Here is a 19,395-nt window from a genome sequence, read left to right on the forward strand (position 1 = left end):
GGCGGCGGGACCGGTCCGCTACTCGTCGAGTAGGGCGGCGCGCCACCACGCGGCGTTGTCGGCGATGTAATCGGTGTTGGCGCCCCAGGTTCGACCGTGGCCTTCGCGCCACAGCGTCGCCCAAGGCTCGGTGCCGGTGTCGGCGCCGTGGGCAAGCAGGTCGTACATGGCACGTGTGCGCTGAGGGAGCAGGTCGAGCAGCCGGTGTCGCTGGCCCTCGTCCAGGTCGTAGGCGTCGACGAGAACGCGGAGACGGCGTGCTGGGTTCGGTCGTGTTGCCGATGGGTCTGCGGTGAGCGGGACGAATCCGTGGGCGGCGTAGGCGAGATCCCAGAGTCGGGTGCCCGGCGCAGCGAAGTCCCAGTCGATCAGGGTCCAGGAGCGGTCGCCGGAGCCGATGAGGTTCCACGGGGCGATGTCGTGGTGGACGATCAGGTCGGCGCCGACGTCGGGGATCGCAACCTGCCAACACGCGTTCGGAGGCGGAACGAACTCGGCGGCCGCGTCGTGGAAGGCGCGGATCAGCCGGCCGATCTCGCTGAGTGACTGATCGGAGTCGAGCAGGTCGAGCCGATCGGGGTGCACCGGGGAACCGGGGATGTAGGAAAGGACTTCGCGTCCCAGCTCGTCGACGCCGAGTGGTCGCGGTGCCCACGTGAACCCTGCCTCGTGCAGATGTTCGAGAAAGGCGTGGACAGCTGGTGTGTGCGGGCCGGCTGGTCGGCGGACGGTGTTGCCGATGCGCACGACTCCCGCCGTCACGTTGCCGCCCGGCAGGCGCTCTTCTCGGTCGCTCATGCAGCAGTCGTCCATTCGCGTCGTCGTGGGCCCGCATCTGCGAGCAGCATGCCCAACGGGACGCGCAGCGACATGTCCCAACGAGCGCGTCTGCGTCCGCGACCCTTCGGGACCGCCTGCCGCTCCTCAGCTCGACTCGTGACAGGCGCGCCGGGACACGGAAGGCTTCGAGGCCACTTCATCGTGACTTGTCGATCCAGGAGAACTCGTGGCAGTCAAGCTCGACTTCAAGCAGGAACTGGAGTGCTACAGGGCGAGGCGCAACTCACCGCAGGTCACCGATGTGCCGGACTTGCAGTACCTCATGATCGATGGTCACGGTGATCCGAACACGCCCGTCTACACGGACGCCGTCTCGGCGCTCTACCCGGTGGCCTACAAGCTCAAATTCGCCAGCAAGAAGGACCTTGACCGTGACTATGTCGTGATGCCGCTGGAGGGCCTGTGGTGGGCCGACGACATGGACGCCTTCACCAACGCTCGGGACAAGGCGCAGTGGGACTGGACCTTGATGATCATGGTTCCCGACTGGATCACGGCCGGGATGCTCGCTGATGCGGTCGAGCAGGTCGGCATGAAAGATCGACCCACCCGACTCGACGATCTCCGCCTGGAGGCCCTGTCGGAGGGACGCTGCGTCCAGGCTCTCCACGTCGGGGCCTATGACGACGAGGCCGACCTGCTGCGGTACATGCACGAGGAGTTCATCCCTGATCAGGGCCTCAAGTTGGTCGGAAAGCACCACGAGATCTACCTCAGCGATCCGCGGAGGGCGGAACCCGCCAAGCTGCGCACGATCTTGCGACAGCCCGTTGCTGATGCATGAGCCATCTCATCGTCGGATTCCGTGCGAGGGGCGACGGATTATCGCCCCCTCGGTCGATGACTCTCCACGTCGTGGTGCCGGTAGTTTCGTAGACCCGCAGCAAGACGTCGACGCTGTCCCGGGCGGGTGGACGCGAGCGCACAGTTGACTCTCGACCTACCTGAGGCTCGATCCTCGAACAGATCGACACCCGTCAGACAGGGGCACAGATGAACGACGACGTGATGGCTCGCCTGACCGCTGCCGTCGAGCGTGGGCGCACGGGTGACAGGGCAGACGCTCGGGCTGACCTCGAGGCGCTCTGGACCGAGATCGGGGAGGACGACGGCGATGCCTTCCACCGGTGCGTGATCGCGCACTTCACAGCGGATCTCCAGGATGACGACCGCAGCGAGCTGTTGTGGGACGAACGAGCGTTGGCTGCCGTTGCCGCGGTGACCGACGAACGAGCGCAGAAATACGACGAGTCGTTGCAGGTCCGCAGCTTCATGCCGTCGCTCTACCTGAGTATTGCCGACGACCACCGCCGCCTCGGCGACGCGGATCAGGCCGCCGATTTCCTTGCTCGGGCTCGGTCTGCAAGTGACGCACTCGGTGATGATCCCTACGGGGCGATGGTCACGAACATCATGGAGAACATCGCGGCAGCGCTCGCCGCCGGGTCGACGGAGCGCCTTTCCTAGTTATCGGCATCGGATCGTGAGAAGGGCCGCCGGGAGTCTCCTCGTCGTACTCCGTTTCGGGAAGATTGCGTGACAAGTTCGGTTTGCGTGTGATCCAGTTCGCTACGCATACTGGGAAAGGTAAGGCTAACTTCACTGCATGGTTGTCGTTTCAACGTTTGCGGCCGCAGCGCCTGCGCCCGCCGCTCCGCCGGCCTGGCGGGTGCTCCCGGAGTTCCTCTACTTCGCCGCACTATGCGGAGCCACCGGCGGCGCCGGGGCTTACGTGCTCGCCGTCGGTCCTGCTCTGCGGCACGGCCCGGCTGTCGCGCCCACGATCGCCCGGAAGGCCGCGACCGGGCTCGGTGTGCTCGGCCCGGTGCTCGTCGTGGCGCTCTGGATGCAGCTCGCGGCGACCGTCGCGGGAGCCGGCAAGGGGATGCCGTTCGGGTCGGCGCTCTCGCCCGCCGCGATCGCGACGTACATCGGCAAACCGGCCGCCGATGGCGAGTGGCTGGCCCCGGGAGTGCTGACGGCCGTGCAGTTCGCGTTCTACCTGGCGGCGGCGCTCGTGCTCGCCGCGCTGCTCGTCCCGGCTGCTCGGGCGCGGGTGCGGAGACTCGCCGGCAGTGCCGCCGTCCTCGCCGTCGTCGGCACGGCGGTCGGTGCGGTCCCGACGAGCGCAAACGGCGTCGCGAAGGAGCTCGGTGGCGTCTTCACCCAGCTACACGTGCTGGGCGGGACGACCTGGCTCGGCGGGCTCGGGATGCTGGCCGGGCTCGCCCTGGCCGCCCGGCACGCCCCCGGCGCCGGGGACGTCTGGGCCGCGGTCTGGGCATCGTTCAGCACGCTGGCGATGGCCGCCGTCGGGCTGGTGCTCGTGTCCGGGCTCTGGCTGCTGTGGATGCACGTCGGCAGCCCGGCCCAGCTGCTCACCACCACCTACGGCCGGTTCCTGCTGATCAAGCTGGTGCTGGTGCTCGCGATGCTGATCGCAGGCGCGCTCAACCAGCTCTCGCTGCTGCCCCGCATCGCGCGGGTGCGCCGGATCGAGCCCGACGACATATCGCTGCTCCGCCTCACGCTGCGGCACTTCCCGCGGGTCGTCGCCCTGGAGGGGCTGCTCGGGCTGGCGGTCCTCGTCATCGTGCCGTTCCTCAGTGGATCGGCTCGCAAGCAGGCCGGCGAGACGGGCAGCCCCGAGCTGGACGTCAGCGTGCTGCTGATCGGGGTGCTCTTCGCCGCGATGCTCGTCGTGTCGTTCGTCGCGGCTGCGCGGCTGGGTGACCGCCTCGGGCGGCGGGTCCCGGTGGAGTCCGCGATCTGAGCTGCCGGGCTTGGCGCGACGGCGTCAGCCGACAAGGGCGTCGATGCTCGAGGCGTCAGGAATGGCGCTACCCGGAGATCTTTCCTCTGTTGAGGTGGGACTGCGCGTTGCGCACGGTCGGCAGCTCCCCGCCGACCGTGTGGTAGCGCCGACCGGCCACCAGTAGCTCCTCGGCCGGGAACTTGGTGATCACCTCGCACCCGTCGGCGGTGACCACCAGCTCCTCCTCGATCCGCGCTGCGCCCAGCCCGTCCGCGGAGGGCCAGTAGGTCTCCATGCACAGCTACGTCGGCTACCGCACCTGCTACTACCGCACGTTCGCGGTCGGCAGTGCCTCGCCGCCCAGAGAGACGCGTACACGCGGTGCCGCGAGTACATGGACGAGGCGATCGCCCTGGTGTGGCCCGGTGCCACCACCGCGGACATGGTGTCGGTCTGGCCCACGGCCCAGGAGTTCGGCTTCCCTGACGAGGAGGCCGCGTTCGCCCTGCAGCACGGGCACGGGGTAGGGCTGTCGATCTGGGAGAAGCCGATCTTCTCCCGGCTGGTGTCGCTGGAGCACCCGGAGGTGCTCGAGGAGGGCATGGTCTTCGCGTTCCCGCAGGGTCGAGATCCCGGCTCGAGCCCCGGAGGGGTTGAGCGGCGTCGCGCCGTGGTGCGGCGCGTGTGGGTCCTCGACCTGCGCACCCGAATAGTCAAGCCACGGCGCGTAGAGCTGGTGGTGGCGGGCGGCGGACCCGAAATCCCAGACGATCGGCTCGCCACCGCGCACCAGCAACGAGAAGCGGATCAATTTGTCGATCGCCCACGTGCCGATGTGCGTGGCGGTCATGTAGCGGATGTTGGTGAAGTCGAAGGCGAGCACCGCGCCCAGCTCCGGCTTCTCCAACTGCCCGCGCAGCCGCCGGAGCCGGTCCCCGCGCAGCCCGTCGAGATCGACCCGCTGCTCCCAGTCCACCGCGTTGGTGCCGAAGGTGGCCGTTCCCGGAGCGACACGGTTACACGCGCGGAACGGGTGGTGCCGGTTGATTCCCGGCGACGGTCGCGCGGATCTGGTCGACCACGGTCTCACGCCATTCCTCGGGCAGGATCGCGAACGTCCCGTCCTCAACGGTCCTCAGCGCCTCCTCGGCAACGAGTGCGGGCGAGACGCCTTCGGGCGACATCCCCGTGGCCACCAGAGCAGGGCAGACCATGCTGATGCTCACCGGAGTACCGGCCAGCACCATGGCCGCGTGCTTCACGACAGCGGTCACCGCGTGCTTGGACGGTCCGTACGCGCCACCACCGGGAAACACCGTGAGGCCGGCAAGTGAGGCGGTGACCAGCACGTGGGCCGGCTCGTCCATCGCGAGCAGCCGCGGCACGAAGGCCCTCAGACCGTTGACGACACCGGACACGTTCACCGCGAACACCCGGTCCCATTCCTCAGCAGGCACCTCCCACGGCGCGCCGACGGACCGTCCGACGATGCCGGCGTTGAGGCAGATCAGCCGGGCCTGCGGCGCGCGGTCGGCGAGGGCCTGCATTGCCACAGGATCGGCGACATCGCCGGTAACGGCGGTTGCGCCGAGCCGCGTCGCCGCTGCGGTGACTCCGACCGCGTCGACATCGACCAGGACGAGCTCAACCCCCTTGGCATGCAGCGCTTCCGCCAAAGCCAGCCCGATGCCACCAGCGGCTCCAGTGACTACCGCTTCCAGAGGACCATCTCCCAGCCTCTTCATTCCGTGGGGGCTCCCAAGATCGCCGGCATGAAGGTCATCCGCGAGACCCTAGAGACCTCGGCCCGAGCCCTGCACGTCGATATGGAAGCCCGCGCTCGGTCCGTTCAGTAGCCGCGGGGCTCGACGGTGGACGGGCGCTGCGGGCATGCTGGTCGCAGCGCGCGACTGGCGGGACGAGGATGGAGCACCATCGGGAAGCCTGATCGCGGGAGCCGACCGCCTGGGCTCTCGCCCGAGGCGGTTCCATGCCGATCGCACAGACCTCCACCGCTCGCCTGCTCCCTGGAGCACCGGTTGCGGACGCAGTCCTGAACGACGTCCGGTCCCGGGCGCAGGCGCTGCGCGACCGTGGGGTGACGCCCTCGCTCGCGACCATCCTCGTCGGTGACGACGATGCGAGCGCCGGCTACATCAGGATCAAGCAGCGCCAGGCGGCCGAGCTGGGATTCCGGTCCCCGCATGCCCATCTTGCGGCCGATGCGACCCAAGAACAGCTTCACGACGTGATCCGCGCCTTCAACGGCGATCCCGCGGTGCACGGGCTGCTCATCCAGTTCCCGATCCCGGGACACCTCGACTACGGCGAGGCGTTGATGCTGGTCGACCCGGACAAGGACGTCGACGGCATGCATCCGATGAACCTCGGTCGTCTGGCCGCCGGCCTTCCCGCGCCCGTTCCGTGCACCCCGGCAGGGATCGAAGCCCTGCTCGACCACTACGAGATTCCCGTCCGGGGTCGTCATGTCGTCATACTCGGCCGTGGTGCCACCCTCGGACGGCCGTTGTCGATCCTGCTCTCGCAGAAGCGCCGCACCGCCGACGCCGCGGTCACCGTCGTGCACACCGGAGTTCCGAACTGGGCCGATTACACGCGCAACGCCGATGTCCTCATCGCCGCAGCCGGCGTGCCCGGCATCATCCGCCCCGAGCACGTCCGCCCGGGCAGCGTGGTGATCGGTGGCGGGGTGCGTTACCAGGGGCGGCGTCTACTGCCCGACGTCGAGGAGTCCTGCGACCAGGTGGCCGGCGCGATCACTCCACGAGTCGGCGGAGTAGGGCCCACAACCGTGGCGATGCTCTTCCGGAACGCTGTCGCCGCCGCGGAGCGGACGGTGGAAAGAACCTGAGTGGGGCCCTGCCCACATTCGCTTCATCACCCCGCGCGCGGTGAACCGGGGAGCGCGCCGGTGACGGTGCGACCTGCGACAACGGTGGCCACGACGCGGGTGCCCGGCAGGTCATCGACAGCGCAGGTGACCGGGTCACGATCCAGGAGGACCAGGTCGGCGTGGCTTCCCGGTCGCAGGTCGCCGACCTCGTGCCAGCCCAGTACCTCCGCTGCCCGGCGGCCCCACATCGCGTAGGCCTCTCGCCTGCTCACCACCTGCGCGGGGCCGTCGTTGCGCGACGGTCCCGCGCCGATCCGGTGCGTGGTTGCGAGCGCGATGCATTCGAACGGGTTCTTGGGCCCCCAATCGCTGCTCCCCGCTACGGTGAGGCCGGAGTCGATCATTCGACGGAACGCGTTCAGATGGCCCATGACGTGCTCGCCGACGCGTTGCCGGATGCGCGCTCCCTTGCCCGTGGTGAATCCGATGCTGACCGTGACCTGCAGGCCGTGCTCGGCATAGCGCGTCGCCTGACGTTCGTCGAGAAAATAGGCGTGCTGGAGAATCCGCGCTCGCTCCCGTCGATGCTGCCTTCAGCCCGCATCTCGTCGAGGATTCCGAGGATCACGTCGTGCTCGCCGAGTCCGCTCGCACACAGGTTGACGCGCAGCCCCTCGCTCGCCGGCTGGCGCAGCGCTGTGCCGAGCAGGGACGGCGACGTGTGCCATTCGCCGGTCGTCCGCTCGCCGAAGGGCCCGATGTAGGGCTCCCGCATGACCATCTTGCCGTTGCTGAAGGGCCCTGCAGGCTTGATGGTGAAGCCGTCGACCCGCAGGAAGTCACCGTGATCACCCTCGATCGCCGTGGCGCGAGTGAGCTCGCCTCTCAGCGTCGCTGCGTCGGCGGACCCGACGTGAAGAGCGGCGCCGAGCACCTCGGAGGCCGCGAGCACCCGGACGGTGAGTGCGCCCTCCTCGGCCAGGGTGCGGTAGACCGCGATGTGCTCGGGTTCCATCGCGTGGCCCTCATAGATGGTGGTGACGCCGAGTGCGTTCTGTGCCGCGATGGCCTCGCGTGCCGCCCCGGGGATCAACGCCCGGCGCACGAACGGTATCTGCGCCCATTTCGCTGCCCAGAAGTCGTCATGGTTCAGGTTGTAGTAGTTGTTCACCGCCCCCCGCAGTCGCCCGGTCGGCCGGCCGTAGTCGTCCTTCTCGACGACGACGTTGCCGAGATGGTTCGGGGTGTCGTGACCGATCCCGAGAACGGCGAGCGCTGCCGTGTTGAAGGCAGCGTGGTTCGGCAGATTGGGGGCCCACGCCTGCACCATGACCGGGTGATCGCGAGTCCCCGCGTCGAGTGTCACGGCGTCGGGCAGCACGCCTTCGGTGAGGTCGCGCCACGTCCTGCCGATGAAGTAGTGCGGCTCACCGACGGGCGTCGTCATCACCCATTCCCCGGCCGGCGTCCGCGCGGCCTGTCGGCGAATCGCGCTGATGATGTCGGCGTGGTCTCGGGCGTCACCGACGTCGACGGTGGGCGCGGCGAAGGCGGCGAAGTGCAGAGCGTGCGGATGCGTGTCGACGAGACCAGGGGCCACGACGAGACCCGACACGTCGACCTGCTCGGCACCAGGGCAGGCCTGGAGAACCTCCTCCAGCTCGCCTGCAGCGACGACACGACCGTCGCGGATGCCCAGAGCGTCGACCACGAGTGTCTCGTCCACGCGGACGGTGCCGCCGGTCAGCACGACGGTGGCGCCTTCGGCTTCGGTCATCGCAGACCCCATTCAGCTGCAGCCGTCGTCGCTGGGCCGGCGGCGTTGTCATGGCTGGTCTGCTGGAGCATCAGCACGCAGCCCAGGCTGATCGCCGCGGTGACGAATACGTACACCGCCACCGTCGTCGTTCCTCCGGTGAGAAGGAGGCTCGTCGCCAGCACGGGGGCCGGCCCACCCCCGATGGTCGCACCGAGCTGGTAGCCGACCGACGATCCGCTGTAGCGGACCCGCGTCGGGAACAGCTCCGCGATGCCCGCTCCCATGGGCCCCGCGAGCGGTGCCACGCCCGCGAACGCCACCACCAGCATGATGGCCATGAGCAGCGGGCCTCTGATCTCCAGCACGGGGAACCACGCGAAGGTGAACAGCGCTGTGAAGCCGGCACCACCGATCATGACCACACGCCGCCCGACCCGGTCGCTCAACGCCGCGAACAACGGCTCGCCCGCGGTCATGGCGAACGTGCCGACGGCGGTCGCGATCAAGAACTGCCCGCGCGGCAGTCCGAGCTCGACCGCCCAGTAGTAGAGCAAGAACGTCGCCAGCAGGTAGCTGGTCGTGTTCGCCCCGAGGCTCATCCCCGCCGTGACGAGGACCTCTCGCCAGTAGCCCCGCACCACCTCCACGATGGGCAGCCGGATCGTCGCCCCCGTGGCTTCGGCCTCGGCGAACTCGGGGGACTCCGCCAAGCGCAGACGGATGAACAGGCCGATGCACACCACCAGCGCGCTGGCGAAGAACGGGACGCGCCAGCCCCACGAGAGGAAGGCGTCCGGGCTGAGCGGGCTCAACGCCAGGAAGACGAGGGTGGCCAGCGTGACCCCGGCCGGTGCGCCCGCCGCTGCCCACGACCCCATGAGGCCCCGGCGCCGCTTCGGCGCGTGTTCCATGCCGATGAGAACCGCGCCGCCCATCTCACCGCCCGCCGAGACGCCCTGCACGATGCGCAGGACGACCAGCAGGATCGGCGCCCAGATCCGGCGGTGGCGTACGTCGGCAGAAGTCCGATGAGGACCGTCGCGGATCCCATCATGACGAGGGTGATGGACAGCGTGTTGCGCCGTCCGAACCGGTCCCCGAGGTGCCCGAAGACAATGCTCCCGAGTGGGCGGGCCACGAAGCCCGCAGCGAAGGCCCCGAAAGCGAGAAGCGTGCCGACAGCGGGATCAGTAGCCGGAAAGAAGAGTTTGTCGAACGCCAACGCCGCTGCGGTGGCGTAGATGAAGAAGTCATACCATTCGATTGCAGTGCCGATCAGCGCGGTGATCGCAAGTCTCGCCGTCGAGGGCCGCGCACCGGGCGACTGGTCACCGACGTCGTTCATGTGCGGCCCGATCGGCGAGCTCTGACCGTGGAACGGTGGGGCGGGCATTCCATACAACGTGCCTCTCGGGCGCATGTGGTCATCGATAGGACATGTGGGCCACCGCCCTGGCGTGTGACCTGCTTCCTTCGGTGAGGCCGCCGTCCGCTGCAGTCCAGAAAACGCACATCGCTGGATGATGCGGTCGCGGGCTTCAGCGACATCGTTGCGGAAATTCCTGCGGTCGGCAGGTGGTGTTTGTACTATCGGTCTGCATCAGATCGTCGGGTATGCTTGCGCCCTCGACCGGCTGCGGTTCCTCCACCGCATCGATCGTGAATCCGGCGGGCCGAATACCTCGGAGAACGACCGTCACCGAAGGACCGCGCATCCGGCGCCGGAAGGCCCGACGTGCTCTCACGAGTCGCCGGCGAGCACAGCCATGACGAACTCGTCGTGCCATTCGCCTTCCCAGTACAGGGCCTCGCGCAGTCGGCCCTCCAGCACGAACCCGCACTTCTCGTACACCCGCCGCGCGCGGGGATTGAAGTCGTACACGCTCAGGCTCAGCCGGTGCAGGCCCGCGCCCAGGGCGTAGTCCACGACGAGACGCGTGATCTCGGTGCCGTAGCCCTGGTTCAGGTGTGGGCTACCGAGAAGGATCCGGTAGTTGGCCGAGGCGTTGTGGGCGTCCAACTGGTTGATCACGGCTTCGCCGAGGAACACGCCGTCGGTGATGCGGATGGCAGCCCAGTCGGACCGGTCGTGGTGATCTTGCCGGGTGGCGAGCCACTGCGCGATGCGGTCCGGGTCGTGATGCTCGTGGCTGCCGGTGAGCCGCTGCACCTCATGGTCGTCCAATGTGGCGAGATAGTCGGTCAGGACCGCAGGGGTCAGCGGCTCGAGTCGTACACGCTCGCCCGTGAGCGTCGGCTGGTTTCGGAAGACGTCCGCGTCGATCATCGGATCATGATGGTTGATCGATGAGCGGCACCGTCGTTCACAGGGGCGCGCCGAACCAGCCGGAGAGTGCTTCTCACAGCGTGGACGCGGCGGTGTCGGCGGGCTCGTCGATGGTTGCGGCCCAGGCGATATGGCCGTCGGGGCGGAGGGAACAGGTGAGCCGCATCGCCTGCCAGCAGGATCTGTCCGTCGCGGTAGCGCTCGGCCTGCCGAGCCGCGAAGGTGAAGCGCGAGAGCCGGCGCGGTTCTCCCAGCAGTAGATCCGCGCCTGGGTCGGGTCGGCCCGACCACCTGGTGCCCCCGGCGTATGTCGGAGCCGAGTTCGCGGGCGCGTTCGTCGAGCCCGCGCTCGAGTCGCGGGTGTGGGATCTGCAGGGCGTGAAGCGGGGGATCCTCGGGAATCTCCGGCGCGCGAGTCGCGGCATTTCTCGCACGCTCTTCAGCGGTCAACGGGCCCGCTACGGTGGCGACCGTGGCAGAGACACAGCGTCAACCCGTCCCGCGGAACGATGCGGGTGAGCTCGATACGGCAGTCGCCTTCCTGACGTTCGTACGGCAGTGCGTCATCAAGAAGACCGATGGTTTGAGCGATGAGCAGCTTCGCCGTGCGTTGGTGCCCTCTGGTACCTCACTCCTCGGACTCGTCCATCATCTGGCGGTCACGGAAAGATATTGGTTCGGCCACTATCTCGTCGGGTCGTTCAATGACATGACCTGGGACTTCAGCATGACGATTCCGGCCGGACGAACCACCCGGCAGATCATGGACGACTATGTTGCGGCCATCGCTGAGAGCGACAAGGCCATCGAAGCCGTGGGTGATCCGAGTGCGCTCGCTGTCGGGTCTTTCGAGGGCGAGAGACGCACGCTGAGGTGGGTGCTCGCTCACATGACCGGAGAGACGGCGCGCCATGCCGGCCACGCAGACATTCTCAGAGAGCAGATCGACGGAACTACCGGTCGCTAAGACGCCCGGCGAACACGACACGAGGATGATGCCAACAGCTTCGCCGCGGGCGACCACCAGGAAAACGACGCCCTCGACAGCGGAGGCGACCGGCTGAACCGGGACGGGCCGGCGAACGGAAGCCCCCGCTGTCGGAGAGTCGAGCCGACGTCAGGCGAACTACTTCGCGCCGCTCAGGAGCTTGGCGAGCATCTCCTGCAGGCTGCCCGTGTCGGGCAGCTCGCCCTGCGGTGTGACCTTGTCGACGACCTTCGGGAGGACTTCGGCCATCCCCTCCTTGGCCTCGTCATGGGATACGCCGGCCTTCTGTGCCAGCTCGTCGACCTTGTCGCTACCGAGGGCCTGCTCCACCTCGTCGCCGCTGATGGCTTCGTTCTTGCCGGTGCCGACCCACGAGTCGGCCTTGTCCCCGAGGCCGGCGCCCATGAATTGATCGAGCAGGCCTGCGAGGCCGCCCTGTTTCGCGCTGCCGTCCTGGAACATCTGCAGCGCAGACTTGATGAGGTCGCCGCCTTTACCGCCGAGCAAGCTGCTCAGCATGCCACTCAGTCCTTCGGTCATGATTCCTCCTTAGGTCGAGGGGGCGCCCGTCATCGGCATCTGAGCGCCAATTGACCGTAGCTACCCGAGCCTAAGGTCACCAGGACGAGCTGTTTGGATGTGCTCGGCCATTCGGGTTGGTGACACTCGGCTTACGGCTGAGCGAGACGGCGGTTGTCGCACGTTGTAGCTCGATCCACAAAGGGCTTCCAGGCATTCCTTGTTGCCGCGGAAGATCCGTTTTCCGGGACCACTTGATTGCACGGTGTGGTTGACGAGAGTCAGGCCGGAAACCGCACGGCCCAGAATCATCCCGATGGTGAAGGCGGCGACCGCGGCGCTCGCCTACTGCACCGCGGTGAGCCGCGCCGCCAGCCCGTCGAGATGCCGGGCGAGACCGTGCTCGAACAGCCCGTCGAGGTCGTCGACGACCCCGGCAGCCATGGTGGAGAGGTGCGGGAAGCGCCCGGAGCCGAGCTGTTCCTGCACCTCGTGGTCGATGGCCTGCCACCACTGCAGGTTGGTCAGTCCGGTCTCGCGTTCGGCCTCGGCCTCTGCGCTCATCGTGAGCGCCATGCCCCGCACGAACGCGGGCAGCGTGATGGCCTCCCGGGCCATTTCCTCGGGCGAGAGCCCGAGCCCGTGGAGGGCACCCAGGACCCACTCCGAGTGCGCCATCGCCTCCGGGAGGAGCAGCGGGCGGGTCATCGACATCACCCCGGCCAGCCAGTGGTGGGTCCGGTAGAGATCCCATTGCAGCCGGCACACCAGCGCGAGCGCGGCTCGCCAGTGCCCCGGTCCGGAGGGGGGCAGCGGGCGGGCGGCCATCAGCTCCCGCACCATCCCGTGCACCAGTTCGTCCTTGCCCGCGAAATAGCGGTAGAGCGTCATCGGACCGACACCCAGCTCCGTGGAGAGGTGGCGCATGGACAGCGCCTCGATGCCCTCGGCGTCGGCTATCGCGATCGCTGTGGCGACGATCCGGCTCCGGGTGAGTGCCGGCGGGCGGCCGCCGCGGCGGTGCGGCGCCCGGGTGTGCTCGCTCGCCCGCACGACCGTGCCCATGCCCGGCCGGGCCTCCACGAGCCCCTCCTGCTGCAACACGCCGAGCGCCTTGGCGGCGGTCACCATCGCCACGCCCCACTCCTGCACGATCGCCCGCGTGGAGGGCACCCGATCGCCCGGCCGCAGCTCCCCGGCGCGGATGCGCTCCCGGATCGCGGTGGCGATGCGCTGGTAGGGCGGTTCGACAGCTGAAGCCACGGTGTCAGCGTACTAGTACACATGCGCTGACCGAGGCCGGCGTGCCGGATGGACGCGGGTGGAGAATTCCCCCGTATTGCCCGATTTCTGTTGCCCGGTCGGCATGTGATCCCTAGTTTCGAGGCATGACATCCGTACAGCGTTCCGAAACGGAGCGGGCGGTCGCGATCCTCACGGAGGCCTTCGCGGGCGACCCGGTGGGGCGCTGGCTCGTGCCCGGCGACGGAGCCGAGATCTTCGCTCCGCCGGCGGCGGAGTCGGCGGCCGTTGGCGAGCTGGCGTTCGCCGGAAACGACGCCGTGGCCGTCTGGCTCCCGGTATCGGCCGAGCGGCGGGTGGTCGAGGAGTTCGACCCGCCCGAGGACGTTCCCGAACGGGTACGGATCTTCGTCGAGCTGATCGCGGCCCGCCATCCGTCCGGCCGGGCGCACCTCTACCTGCCGTTCCTCGGCGTGCGCCCGGAACAGCAGGGCCGCGGCCTCGGCGGGCGGCTGCTGGCCGACCGGCTCGCCCGTGCGGACGCCGAGGCTCTGCCCGCGTATCTGGAGGCCAGCTCGCCGCGCAACGTGCCGCTCTACGAACGCCACGGGTTCCGCCCCACCGGCGACCCGATCCACCTCCCCGACGGCCCATCGGTCCTGCCGATGTGGCGTGAACCCAACCCCTCACAAGGAGACCTCCGATGACGACGACCACCGGTTCCGTCCGCAGCGAGATCGTGGCCGGAAGCACCGCCGACTTCATGCTCGTGCGCCACGTCAGCGCCAGTGGTTCGCAGGCCGAGATCGGGCGGGTGCTGGCCGAGGAGGCCCGCTCCACCTACGGCTGGTCGCCCGTGCCCACGGGCGACCGGGTGCTGGCCAGGGCGCGCAGGCGGTGGTTCGAGCGGAACTGGCCGCAGCACCACGCGCGGCTGCAGGGCGTGGCGGAGGCGGCGGGCGTCGACTACGAGGCCGACGCGTTCCACCTCGACGGGCTCACCGGCGTGCCGGACGGCTCGGCCTGCTCGGCGGCCTACTGCCCACCCGGCTCCACGGCCGAGGGCCACGCGCTGCTCGGGCGCAACTATGACTTCTTCACCACCAGCCAGGCGGCGCTCTTCGCGATGCTTGCCGGCCATCAGGTGGAGGACGCGGGGCCGCCCATGGCCGCCCGCCCGTACGTGCTCGCGAGCGTGCCGGACGACGGCCCGGCCACCACGCTGATCACGATGAACGAGCTGGACGGGTGCATGGAGGGCGTCAACGAGCACGGGCTGGCCGTCGCCCTGCTCATCGCCGACGGCGAGAACGCGAGCGCGCCGATCGACGCCTGGCCGCAGGTCGGCCTGGCCAGCGCTCAGCTACCGCGGTTCCTGCTCGACACGTGTGCCTCCGTCGAGGACGCCAAGGCTGCGCTGCTCGACGCGAAGCAGTACGACCTCGGCACGCCGCTGCACTACCTGGTCGGTGACGCGAGCGGCGCGGCGTTCGTCTGGGAGCGCGGGCCGGGCGGCGACGAGCACATCACCGAGTCGGACGGGGCGCTCTGCGTGACGAACCACCTGCTGCACCGCAACCCGGACGTGGCCGCGCTGCCGGAGGACAACGAGGAGTCGATGCTCTCCTACCAGCGCTACCGCCGCCTGCACGGGAGCACGGGCGGTGCGATGTCGGCCGTGCGGCTGCGGGAGTCGCTCGACGAGATCCGCTTCGACGCGGCCACCGCCGAGTCATATCCGGTGCGCACGCTCTGGCGCACGGTGTTCGACCTGCAAGATCGCTCGATGTCCACGCACTTCTTCCTCGGCGAGGACGAGACGGGCCTGCGCTACAGCGAGGAACTGGTGTTCACGGCCGTCCACTGAGGCCGGGCGGGCGGCGTGAGCACTTCGACAAGCTCCACGAGACCGGGTAGCTTGCGCAACGTGATCACCGGGACGGCTTCGAGCCATGCACGGATCGGCGACCCGGTGGAGGGCTGATCGCACCGCGGGTGCCGGCAGGGCGCCCGTCAGGTTCGACGCGGGGACCACCAGGCGTGCGTGAACACCGCACACCCACCCCACGTACGAACGCGAGGACAGCCGAATGAGCGTCACCTTCAACCACACCATCATCGCCGCCAAGGACCGGAACGAGTCTGCTCGGTTCTTCCGCGAGCTGTTGGAACTCCCGGAAGCCCCGTCCTGGGGCCCGTTCACCAACGTCCAGCTCGATGGAGGGGTGCTGCTGCAGTTCGCGGAGCCGCCCGTCGAGATTCAGATGCAGCATTACGCGTTCCTGCTCGACGACGACCTCTTCGACCGGGCGTACCGGCGGCTGTGTGAGGCCGGCGTCGAGCATTGGGCGGATCCGCAGATGACCCGCCCTGGCGAGACCAACACGGAGCACGGCGGCAGGGGAGTGTATTTCAAGGATCCCGCTGGTCACGCCATCGAGCTGATCACCCGGCCCTACCTCTAGCCCGCCATCTCACCGCGCCGGGCGCACATGTCGCGCCCTGTAGATACGGCCCCTGACCTGTGGAAGCGCAGGGCAGGGGCCGTATCGCCGTTGCCCGGCCCGCAACGGCTGTCGACCCGGTTCGCGTTGCACGATGATGATCGTCATGCCGCGTCTCGCCGGTCCCGCCATCCCACCCGGTCGCCTCGCGCGACTGGCTCAACCGGTTCTCGACCTCACGGACATGGCCTTGCGGCCCTGGCAATCGTCAGATGTGTCTGCTGTGGTGGCTGCTTACTCGGATCCTGACATCCAGCACTGGCACGCCCGCTCGATGACGGAGGCCGAGTCTCGCGCGTGGATCGACTCGTGGCCTGCCCGCTGGGCCGAGGAGAGTGGGGCGGGCTGGGCGATTGCCGATGAGGCAGGGCTGCTCGGTCAAATCAGCCTGCGGCGGCTGTACCTGTCTGACGGCATTGCGGAAGTCTCTTATTGGGTGGTACCTGCAGCGCGTGGCCGCCGAGTCGCCACAAGTGCCTTGTCTGCGCTCACTGCCTGGGCTTTCGCCCGCCTCGATCTGCATCGACTGGAAGTCAATCACTCCACGATGAATTCTGCCTCGTGCCGGGTGGCGGAAAACGCCGGCTACGCGATGGAGGGGACGAAACGAGGTGAGGCACTGCACCCTGACGGATGGCATGACATGCATCTGCACGCTCGCCTCAGCAGCGACCCACCTCGTGAGGGCAGGTCGTCGTCCAACTGAGTGGACGGCGCGGCCCGATCTCCGGGAGCGTCCTGCCTCATGGACGACGTGGAGATCCGGAAGTTGCGCGGGATGGCGGGGCTGGCGACGCCGATGGCGTTGCGGGTCGCTGTCACATTGCGCCTGGCCGACCGCCTGAGCAGCGACGGTGCCACCGCCGCAGACCTCGCTGTGCAGACCGGGACCGACCGGGCAGCCATGGCCCGGTTACTGGACCACCTCGTGGCGGTGGGCGTCCTCGATCTCACGGACGATCGCTACCGGACCACCGCGCTCGGCGACCACTTGCGGGAAGACGCCGACAACGGGCTGCTCGACGAGCTCGACATCACCTCCGCCATCGGGCGCGCAGAACTGGCGTTCGTGGAACTCTGGCACACCGTCGAGACCGGGCGGGCCGGCTACCCGGAGCGCTACGGCAAGGACTTCTGGGCCGACGCCGCGACGACCCCCGCGCTGCAGCGGTCCTTCGACGCCAAGATGACCCGCCGATTCCGGGAGCATGCCCCGGCGATCGCCCGCCAATTCGACTGGAGCCGCTTCGGCACCATCGTCGACGTCGGCGGCGGACAGGGCACCGTCCTCAGTGCCATCCTCCGTGCACATCCGGCCGTTCACGGCCGGCTGGTCGACCTCGCTCCCACCGCAGCGCAGGCCACGAAGGAGTTCGTCGCCGCCGGGCTCGATGGTCGTGCTCAGGCGATCGCCGGCAGCTTCTTCGAGCCCCTTCCGGAGGGCGCCGACGCCTACATCCTCTCGGACATCCTCCACGACTGGGACGACGAGCACGCCCACCAGATCTTGGCTCGTTGCAGCCAGGCCGCAGGATCCGATGGGGTCGTCCTGGTCATCGAGCCCGTACGCGGGCACGGCGCGGACACGGCCATCGATCTGTCGATGCTCGTCTTCTTCGGTGGCCGTGAACGAAGCATCGAGGAACTCTCCGAACTGGCCGCCGACCATGACCTGAAGCTCGCATCGACCACGCCGGTCGCGAAAGGACGCACCCTGCTCGAGTTCGCTTCCACGACATGACGGGCCGCCAGGAGTCGCGGCCACGTGCTGGAGCCGCCGACGTGCCGAGCGAACCGAAGGAGATCGTCCGCCGGGGATACGACGCCGTCTCCGAGCGCTACCGGGCGGATGACGACGAGCCACCCGCGTACACGGCCTGGCTCGCCGACCTCCGTGCCTGGTTGCCGCCCGTCGCGTCCGTCCTCGATCTCGGTTGCGGCTGCGGCGTGCCCGTCTCGCGGACGCTCGCCGATCTCGGGCACGACGTCGTCGGGGTCGACATCAGCGCGGTCCAGGTCGAACGCGCCCGACGGCTCGTCCCGGCCGCGCGGTTCATCCAGGCCGATGCAGCGAGCCTCTCCTTCGCTCCGGGCTCCTTCGACGCGATCGTCTGTCTGTACATGCTGATCCACCTGCCACACGGTGAGCAGGAAGCGCTCATCAGGAACCTCGGCACATGGCTGAAGCCCGACGGCGTCCTTCTCGCGACCGTCGGCGCCAGGGCCTGGACCGGCGAGGAGGAGGACTGGCTCGGCGGAGGGGAACGCATGTGGTGGAGCCACCCAGGGGCGCAGACCTACCGTCGCTGGCTGACCTCGGCGGGACTGATCATCGAGCGTGACGAGTTCGTTCCCGAAGGCAGCGGCGGACACCAGATGCTGATGGCCCGCAGCGGGTGACACTTCCCGCGTCAGGTGCTCGATCGCTCATCGGCGGTGCCGGCCCGGATCCAGTTCTGGAGCGTGCGGGCCGCGGCGCCGGAGTCGATGGATCGAGCTGCGAGGTCGAGAGCTTCCGGGAGGGCGCCAAGGACCGCGGCGGGCGACGACGGGCGGTTCGCCACGTCATGGACGACGATCGCGGCGGCGGCGTTGATCAGCACCGCATTGCGGACCGGTCCGCGCTCCCCGGCGAGGACGTCGCGGACGACCGAGGCATTGTGGACCCGGTCGCCTCCGCGAAGCGCGCCGACGGGAGCGGGGGGAACGCCCAGCGCTGCGGGGTCGATGTGCAGTTGCTCCACGCGCGAGTCGCCGGCGATCCACATCGTCGACGTGGTCGTCGTCGTGAGCTCGTCGAGGCCGTCGTCACCACGCACGACCAGGGCGGTGACGCCGCGGTCGGCGAACACCTGAGCCAGCAGCGGGGCCTTCGCAAGATCGGCGCAACCGACCAGCGAGGCAGGCGGGCGAGCCGGGTTGATCAGGGGCCCGAGCAGGTTGAACACCGTGGGGACACCGATCTGACGGCGCGGTACGGCGGTGTGGCGAAGCCCGGGCTGGAAGGCCGGGGCGAAACAGAAGCCGATCCCGCAGGCCGCGACCGTCCTGGCCACTCCGTCCGCCCGCAGGTCGATCCGAACCCCCAGCTCCTCCAGGACGTCGGCGGCGCCGCATGCGGACGAGGAACTGCGTGCCCCGTGCTTGATCACGCGACGGCCGGTGCCGGCGACCACCAGCGCCGCCATCGTCGAGATGTTCACGGTGTCGGCCCCGTCGCCACCGGTGCCCACGATGTCCACCGCCGCTCCCGGGAGCGGTACCGGGACAGCGTTGCGCATCAGCGAGGTCACCAGCCCGGCGATCTCGCCGGCGGTCTCTCCCTTGGCCCGCAGCAGCACCGCGAAGGCGGCGATCTGGGCCGGTGTGGCCGTGTCGGAGACGACCTCGTCCATCACCTGTTCCGTGAGCGGCGCCGGTAGATCCTCGCCGCGGAGCAGGGCAGCGAGCACGGTCGGCCACAAGCCCGTGACCGCCCGGGCGGGACGGGGAGTCGGCGGTGCGGGGTGGGACATCGGGGTGGTCCTTCCGGATCTTCTGAGTACCGGCCGCCTCGCGTGGAGCGCCGGGACCCGCGATCAGGAAGGCGGGATGTCGTTCTGCTCGGCCGCTCGTGCGGGCGGCCGAGAACGGTGCAGGCTCACGGT

Annotated in this window: 21 protein-coding genes, 4 pseudogenes and 1 riboswitch; of the genes and pseudogenes, 13 read left to right on the forward strand and 12 right to left on the reverse strand. The window is 68.9% G+C overall.

Translation table 11 applies throughout. From position 1 onward, the window contains the following. Nucleotides 1-18: 18 nt before the first annotated feature. Entirely contained in the window at nt 19-798 is a 780-nt protein-coding gene (locus MMF94_RS15310; protein WP_241037210.1) for a phosphotransferase enzyme family protein, read from the reverse strand. A 208-nt stretch (nt 799-1,006) separates the two neighbouring features. Between MMF94_RS15310 and MMF94_RS15315 the strand changes: the two genes are divergently transcribed. The 3 genes from MMF94_RS15315 to MMF94_RS15325 all read left to right on the forward strand — a co-directional run bounded on the left by MMF94_RS15315 (nt 1,007) and on the right by MMF94_RS15325 (nt 3,613). After that, nucleotides 1,007-1,624 carry a GyrI-like domain-containing protein gene (locus tag MMF94_RS15315; RefSeq protein WP_241037212.1) on the forward strand — a complete coding sequence of 206 codons (618 nt, stop codon included), beginning with the start codon at nt 1,007-1,009 and terminating at the stop codon, nt 1,622-1,624. A gap of 209 nt (nt 1,625-1,833) precedes the next feature. Then, a complete protein-coding gene (locus tag MMF94_RS15320) occupies nt 1,834-2,307 on the forward strand; it encodes a hypothetical protein (RefSeq protein ID WP_241037214.1) in 474 nt (157 codons plus the stop codon). Between the two features lie 139 nt (nt 2,308-2,446). Continuing rightward, nucleotides 2,447-3,613, forward strand: coding sequence for a CopD family protein (locus tag MMF94_RS15325; protein ID WP_241037216.1), 1,167 nt, complete (start codon nt 2,447-2,449; stop codon nt 3,611-3,613). Nucleotides 3,614-3,680: 67 nt separating this feature from the next. On the opposite strand, the gene MMF94_RS15330 is transcribed toward MMF94_RS15325, so the two are convergent. Next, nucleotides 3,681-3,890, reverse strand: a complete 210-nt coding sequence (locus MMF94_RS15330) for a hypothetical protein (protein WP_241037218.1) — start codon at nt 3,888-3,890, stop codon at nt 3,681-3,683. Between the two features lie 99 nt (nt 3,891-3,989). Between MMF94_RS15330 and MMF94_RS43755 the strand changes: the two are divergent. Next, a pseudogene (locus tag MMF94_RS43755) lies at nt 3,990-4,151 on the forward strand (M24 family metallopeptidase); the annotation flags it as partial. A 460-nt stretch (nt 4,152-4,611) separates the two neighbouring features. On the opposite strand, the gene MMF94_RS15340 reads toward MMF94_RS43755, so the two are convergent. Next, nucleotides 4,612-5,340 carry an SDR family NAD(P)-dependent oxidoreductase gene (locus tag MMF94_RS15340; RefSeq protein ID WP_277398738.1) on the reverse strand — a complete coding sequence of 243 codons (729 nt, stop codon included), beginning with the start codon at nt 5,338-5,340 and terminating at the stop codon, nt 4,612-4,614. A 151-nt stretch (nt 5,341-5,491) separates the two neighbouring features. Beyond that, a riboswitch (ZMP/ZTP riboswitch) is annotated at nt 5,492-5,573 on the forward strand. 12 nt (nt 5,574-5,585) lie between these two features. Here MMF94_RS15340 and MMF94_RS15345 point away from each other — a divergent pair. Further along, nucleotides 5,586-6,467 (forward strand): bifunctional 5,10-methylenetetrahydrofolate dehydrogenase/5,10-methenyltetrahydrofolate cyclohydrolase, encoded by an 882-nt coding sequence (locus MMF94_RS15345; RefSeq protein ID WP_241037224.1) that lies wholly within the window; start codon nt 5,586-5,588, stop codon nt 6,465-6,467. Between the two features lie 26 nt (nt 6,468-6,493). Here MMF94_RS15345 and MMF94_RS43365 read toward each other — a convergent pair whose 3' ends face one another. The 4 genes and pseudogenes from MMF94_RS43365 to MMF94_RS43370 all read right to left on the reverse strand — a co-directional run. Further along, nucleotides 6,494-7,015, reverse strand: coding sequence for an amidohydrolase family protein (locus MMF94_RS43365; protein ID WP_277398748.1), 522 nt, complete (start codon nt 7,013-7,015; stop codon nt 6,494-6,496). A gap of 74 nt (nt 7,016-7,089) precedes the next feature. Continuing rightward, nucleotides 7,090-8,238, reverse strand: a pseudogene (locus MMF94_RS15350) (amidohydrolase family protein); the annotation flags it as partial. Continuing rightward, nucleotides 8,223-9,170, reverse strand: coding sequence for an MFS transporter (locus tag MMF94_RS15355; RefSeq protein ID WP_277398739.1), 948 nt, complete (start codon nt 9,168-9,170; stop codon nt 8,223-8,225). The gene MMF94_RS15355 and the pseudogene MMF94_RS15350, both read right to left, overlap by 16 nt. Nucleotides 9,171-9,283: 113 nt before the next feature. Further along, nucleotides 9,284-9,496: pseudogene (locus MMF94_RS43370) on the reverse strand (MFS transporter); the annotation flags it as partial. Here MMF94_RS43370 and MMF94_RS43375 point away from each other — a divergent pair. Further along, nucleotides 9,450-9,578, forward strand: coding sequence for a hypothetical protein (locus tag MMF94_RS43375; RefSeq protein WP_277398749.1), 129 nt, complete (start codon nt 9,450-9,452; stop codon nt 9,576-9,578). The pseudogene MMF94_RS43370 and the gene MMF94_RS43375 overlap by 47 nt on opposite strands. A gap of 371 nt (nt 9,579-9,949) precedes the next feature. On the opposite strand, the gene MMF94_RS15360 is transcribed toward MMF94_RS43375, so the two are convergent. Together MMF94_RS15360 and MMF94_RS15365 are read right to left on the reverse strand one after the other, a co-directional pair. Next, the gene (locus MMF94_RS15360; RefSeq protein WP_241037225.1) at nt 9,950-10,495 is read right to left on the reverse strand and encodes a GNAT family N-acetyltransferase; all 546 of its coding nucleotides are present in this window, start codon (nt 10,493-10,495) and stop codon (nt 9,950-9,952) included. Nucleotides 10,496-10,641: 146 nt separating this feature from the next. Then, a pseudogene (locus MMF94_RS15365) lies at nt 10,642-10,764 on the reverse strand (FAD-dependent monooxygenase); the annotation flags it as partial. A 203-nt stretch (nt 10,765-10,967) separates the two neighbouring features. Between MMF94_RS15365 and MMF94_RS15370 the strand changes: the two are divergent. After that, entirely contained in the window at nt 10,968-11,462 is a 495-nt protein-coding gene (locus tag MMF94_RS15370; protein ID WP_241037227.1) for a DinB family protein, read from the forward strand. 159 nt (nt 11,463-11,621) lie between these two features. On the opposite strand, the gene MMF94_RS15375 is transcribed toward MMF94_RS15370, so the two are convergent. Then, the gene (locus MMF94_RS15375; protein WP_241037229.1) at nt 11,622-12,023 is read right to left on the reverse strand and encodes a YidB family protein; all 402 of its coding nucleotides are present in this window, start codon (nt 12,021-12,023) and stop codon (nt 11,622-11,624) included. A 324-nt stretch (nt 12,024-12,347) separates the two neighbouring features. Then, nucleotides 12,348-13,265: a TetR/AcrR family transcriptional regulator C-terminal domain-containing protein gene (locus tag MMF94_RS15380; protein WP_241037230.1), complete on the reverse strand. Its 918-nt coding sequence runs from the start codon at nt 13,263-13,265 to the stop codon at nt 12,348-12,350. A gap of 125 nt (nt 13,266-13,390) precedes the next feature. On the opposite strand from MMF94_RS15380, the gene MMF94_RS15385 reads away from it, so the two are divergent. The 6 genes from MMF94_RS15385 to MMF94_RS15410 all read left to right on the forward strand — a co-directional run bounded on the left by MMF94_RS15385 (nt 13,391) and on the right by MMF94_RS15410 (nt 18,148). Continuing rightward, nucleotides 13,391-13,951: a GNAT family N-acetyltransferase gene (locus tag MMF94_RS15385; protein ID WP_241037232.1), complete on the forward strand. Its 561-nt coding sequence runs from the start codon at nt 13,391-13,393 to the stop codon at nt 13,949-13,951. Next, entirely contained in the window at nt 13,948-15,111 is a 1,164-nt protein-coding gene (locus MMF94_RS15390) for a C45 family autoproteolytic acyltransferase/hydrolase (protein WP_241037234.1), read from the forward strand. The genes MMF94_RS15385 and MMF94_RS15390 overlap by 4 nt, the downstream gene beginning before the upstream one ends. A 223-nt stretch (nt 15,112-15,334) precedes the next feature. After that, nucleotides 15,335-15,709: a VOC family protein gene (locus MMF94_RS15395; RefSeq protein ID WP_241037237.1), complete on the forward strand. Its 375-nt coding sequence runs from the start codon at nt 15,335-15,337 to the stop codon at nt 15,707-15,709. A gap of 133 nt (nt 15,710-15,842) precedes the next feature. Next, the gene (locus MMF94_RS15400; protein ID WP_241037239.1) at nt 15,843-16,454 is read left to right on the forward strand and encodes a GNAT family N-acetyltransferase; all 612 of its coding nucleotides are present in this window, start codon (nt 15,843-15,845) and stop codon (nt 16,452-16,454) included. A 39-nt stretch (nt 16,455-16,493) separates the two neighbouring features. Beyond that, nucleotides 16,494-17,489 carry an acetylserotonin O-methyltransferase gene (locus MMF94_RS15405; RefSeq protein ID WP_241037240.1) on the forward strand — a complete coding sequence of 332 codons (996 nt, stop codon included), beginning with the start codon at nt 16,494-16,496 and terminating at the stop codon, nt 17,487-17,489. A gap of 41 nt (nt 17,490-17,530) precedes the next feature. Next, a complete protein-coding gene (locus MMF94_RS15410) occupies nt 17,531-18,148 on the forward strand; it encodes a class I SAM-dependent methyltransferase (protein WP_241037241.1) in 618 nt (205 codons plus the stop codon). 11 nt (nt 18,149-18,159) lie between these two features. Here the strand turns inward: MMF94_RS15410 and trpD are convergent, their stop codons facing one another. Continuing rightward, on the reverse strand, nt 18,160-19,263 hold the full coding sequence (trpD, locus tag MMF94_RS15415) for an anthranilate phosphoribosyltransferase (protein WP_241037242.1): 1,104 nt from the start codon (nt 19,261-19,263) through the stop codon (nt 18,160-18,162). Between the last annotated feature and the right edge of the window lie 132 nt (nt 19,264-19,395).

It is taken from the genome of Pseudonocardia alaniniphila, from assembly GCF_022524485.1.
Taxonomy (GTDB): Bacteria; Actinomycetota; Actinomycetes; order Mycobacteriales; family Pseudonocardiaceae; genus Pseudonocardia; species Pseudonocardia alaniniphila.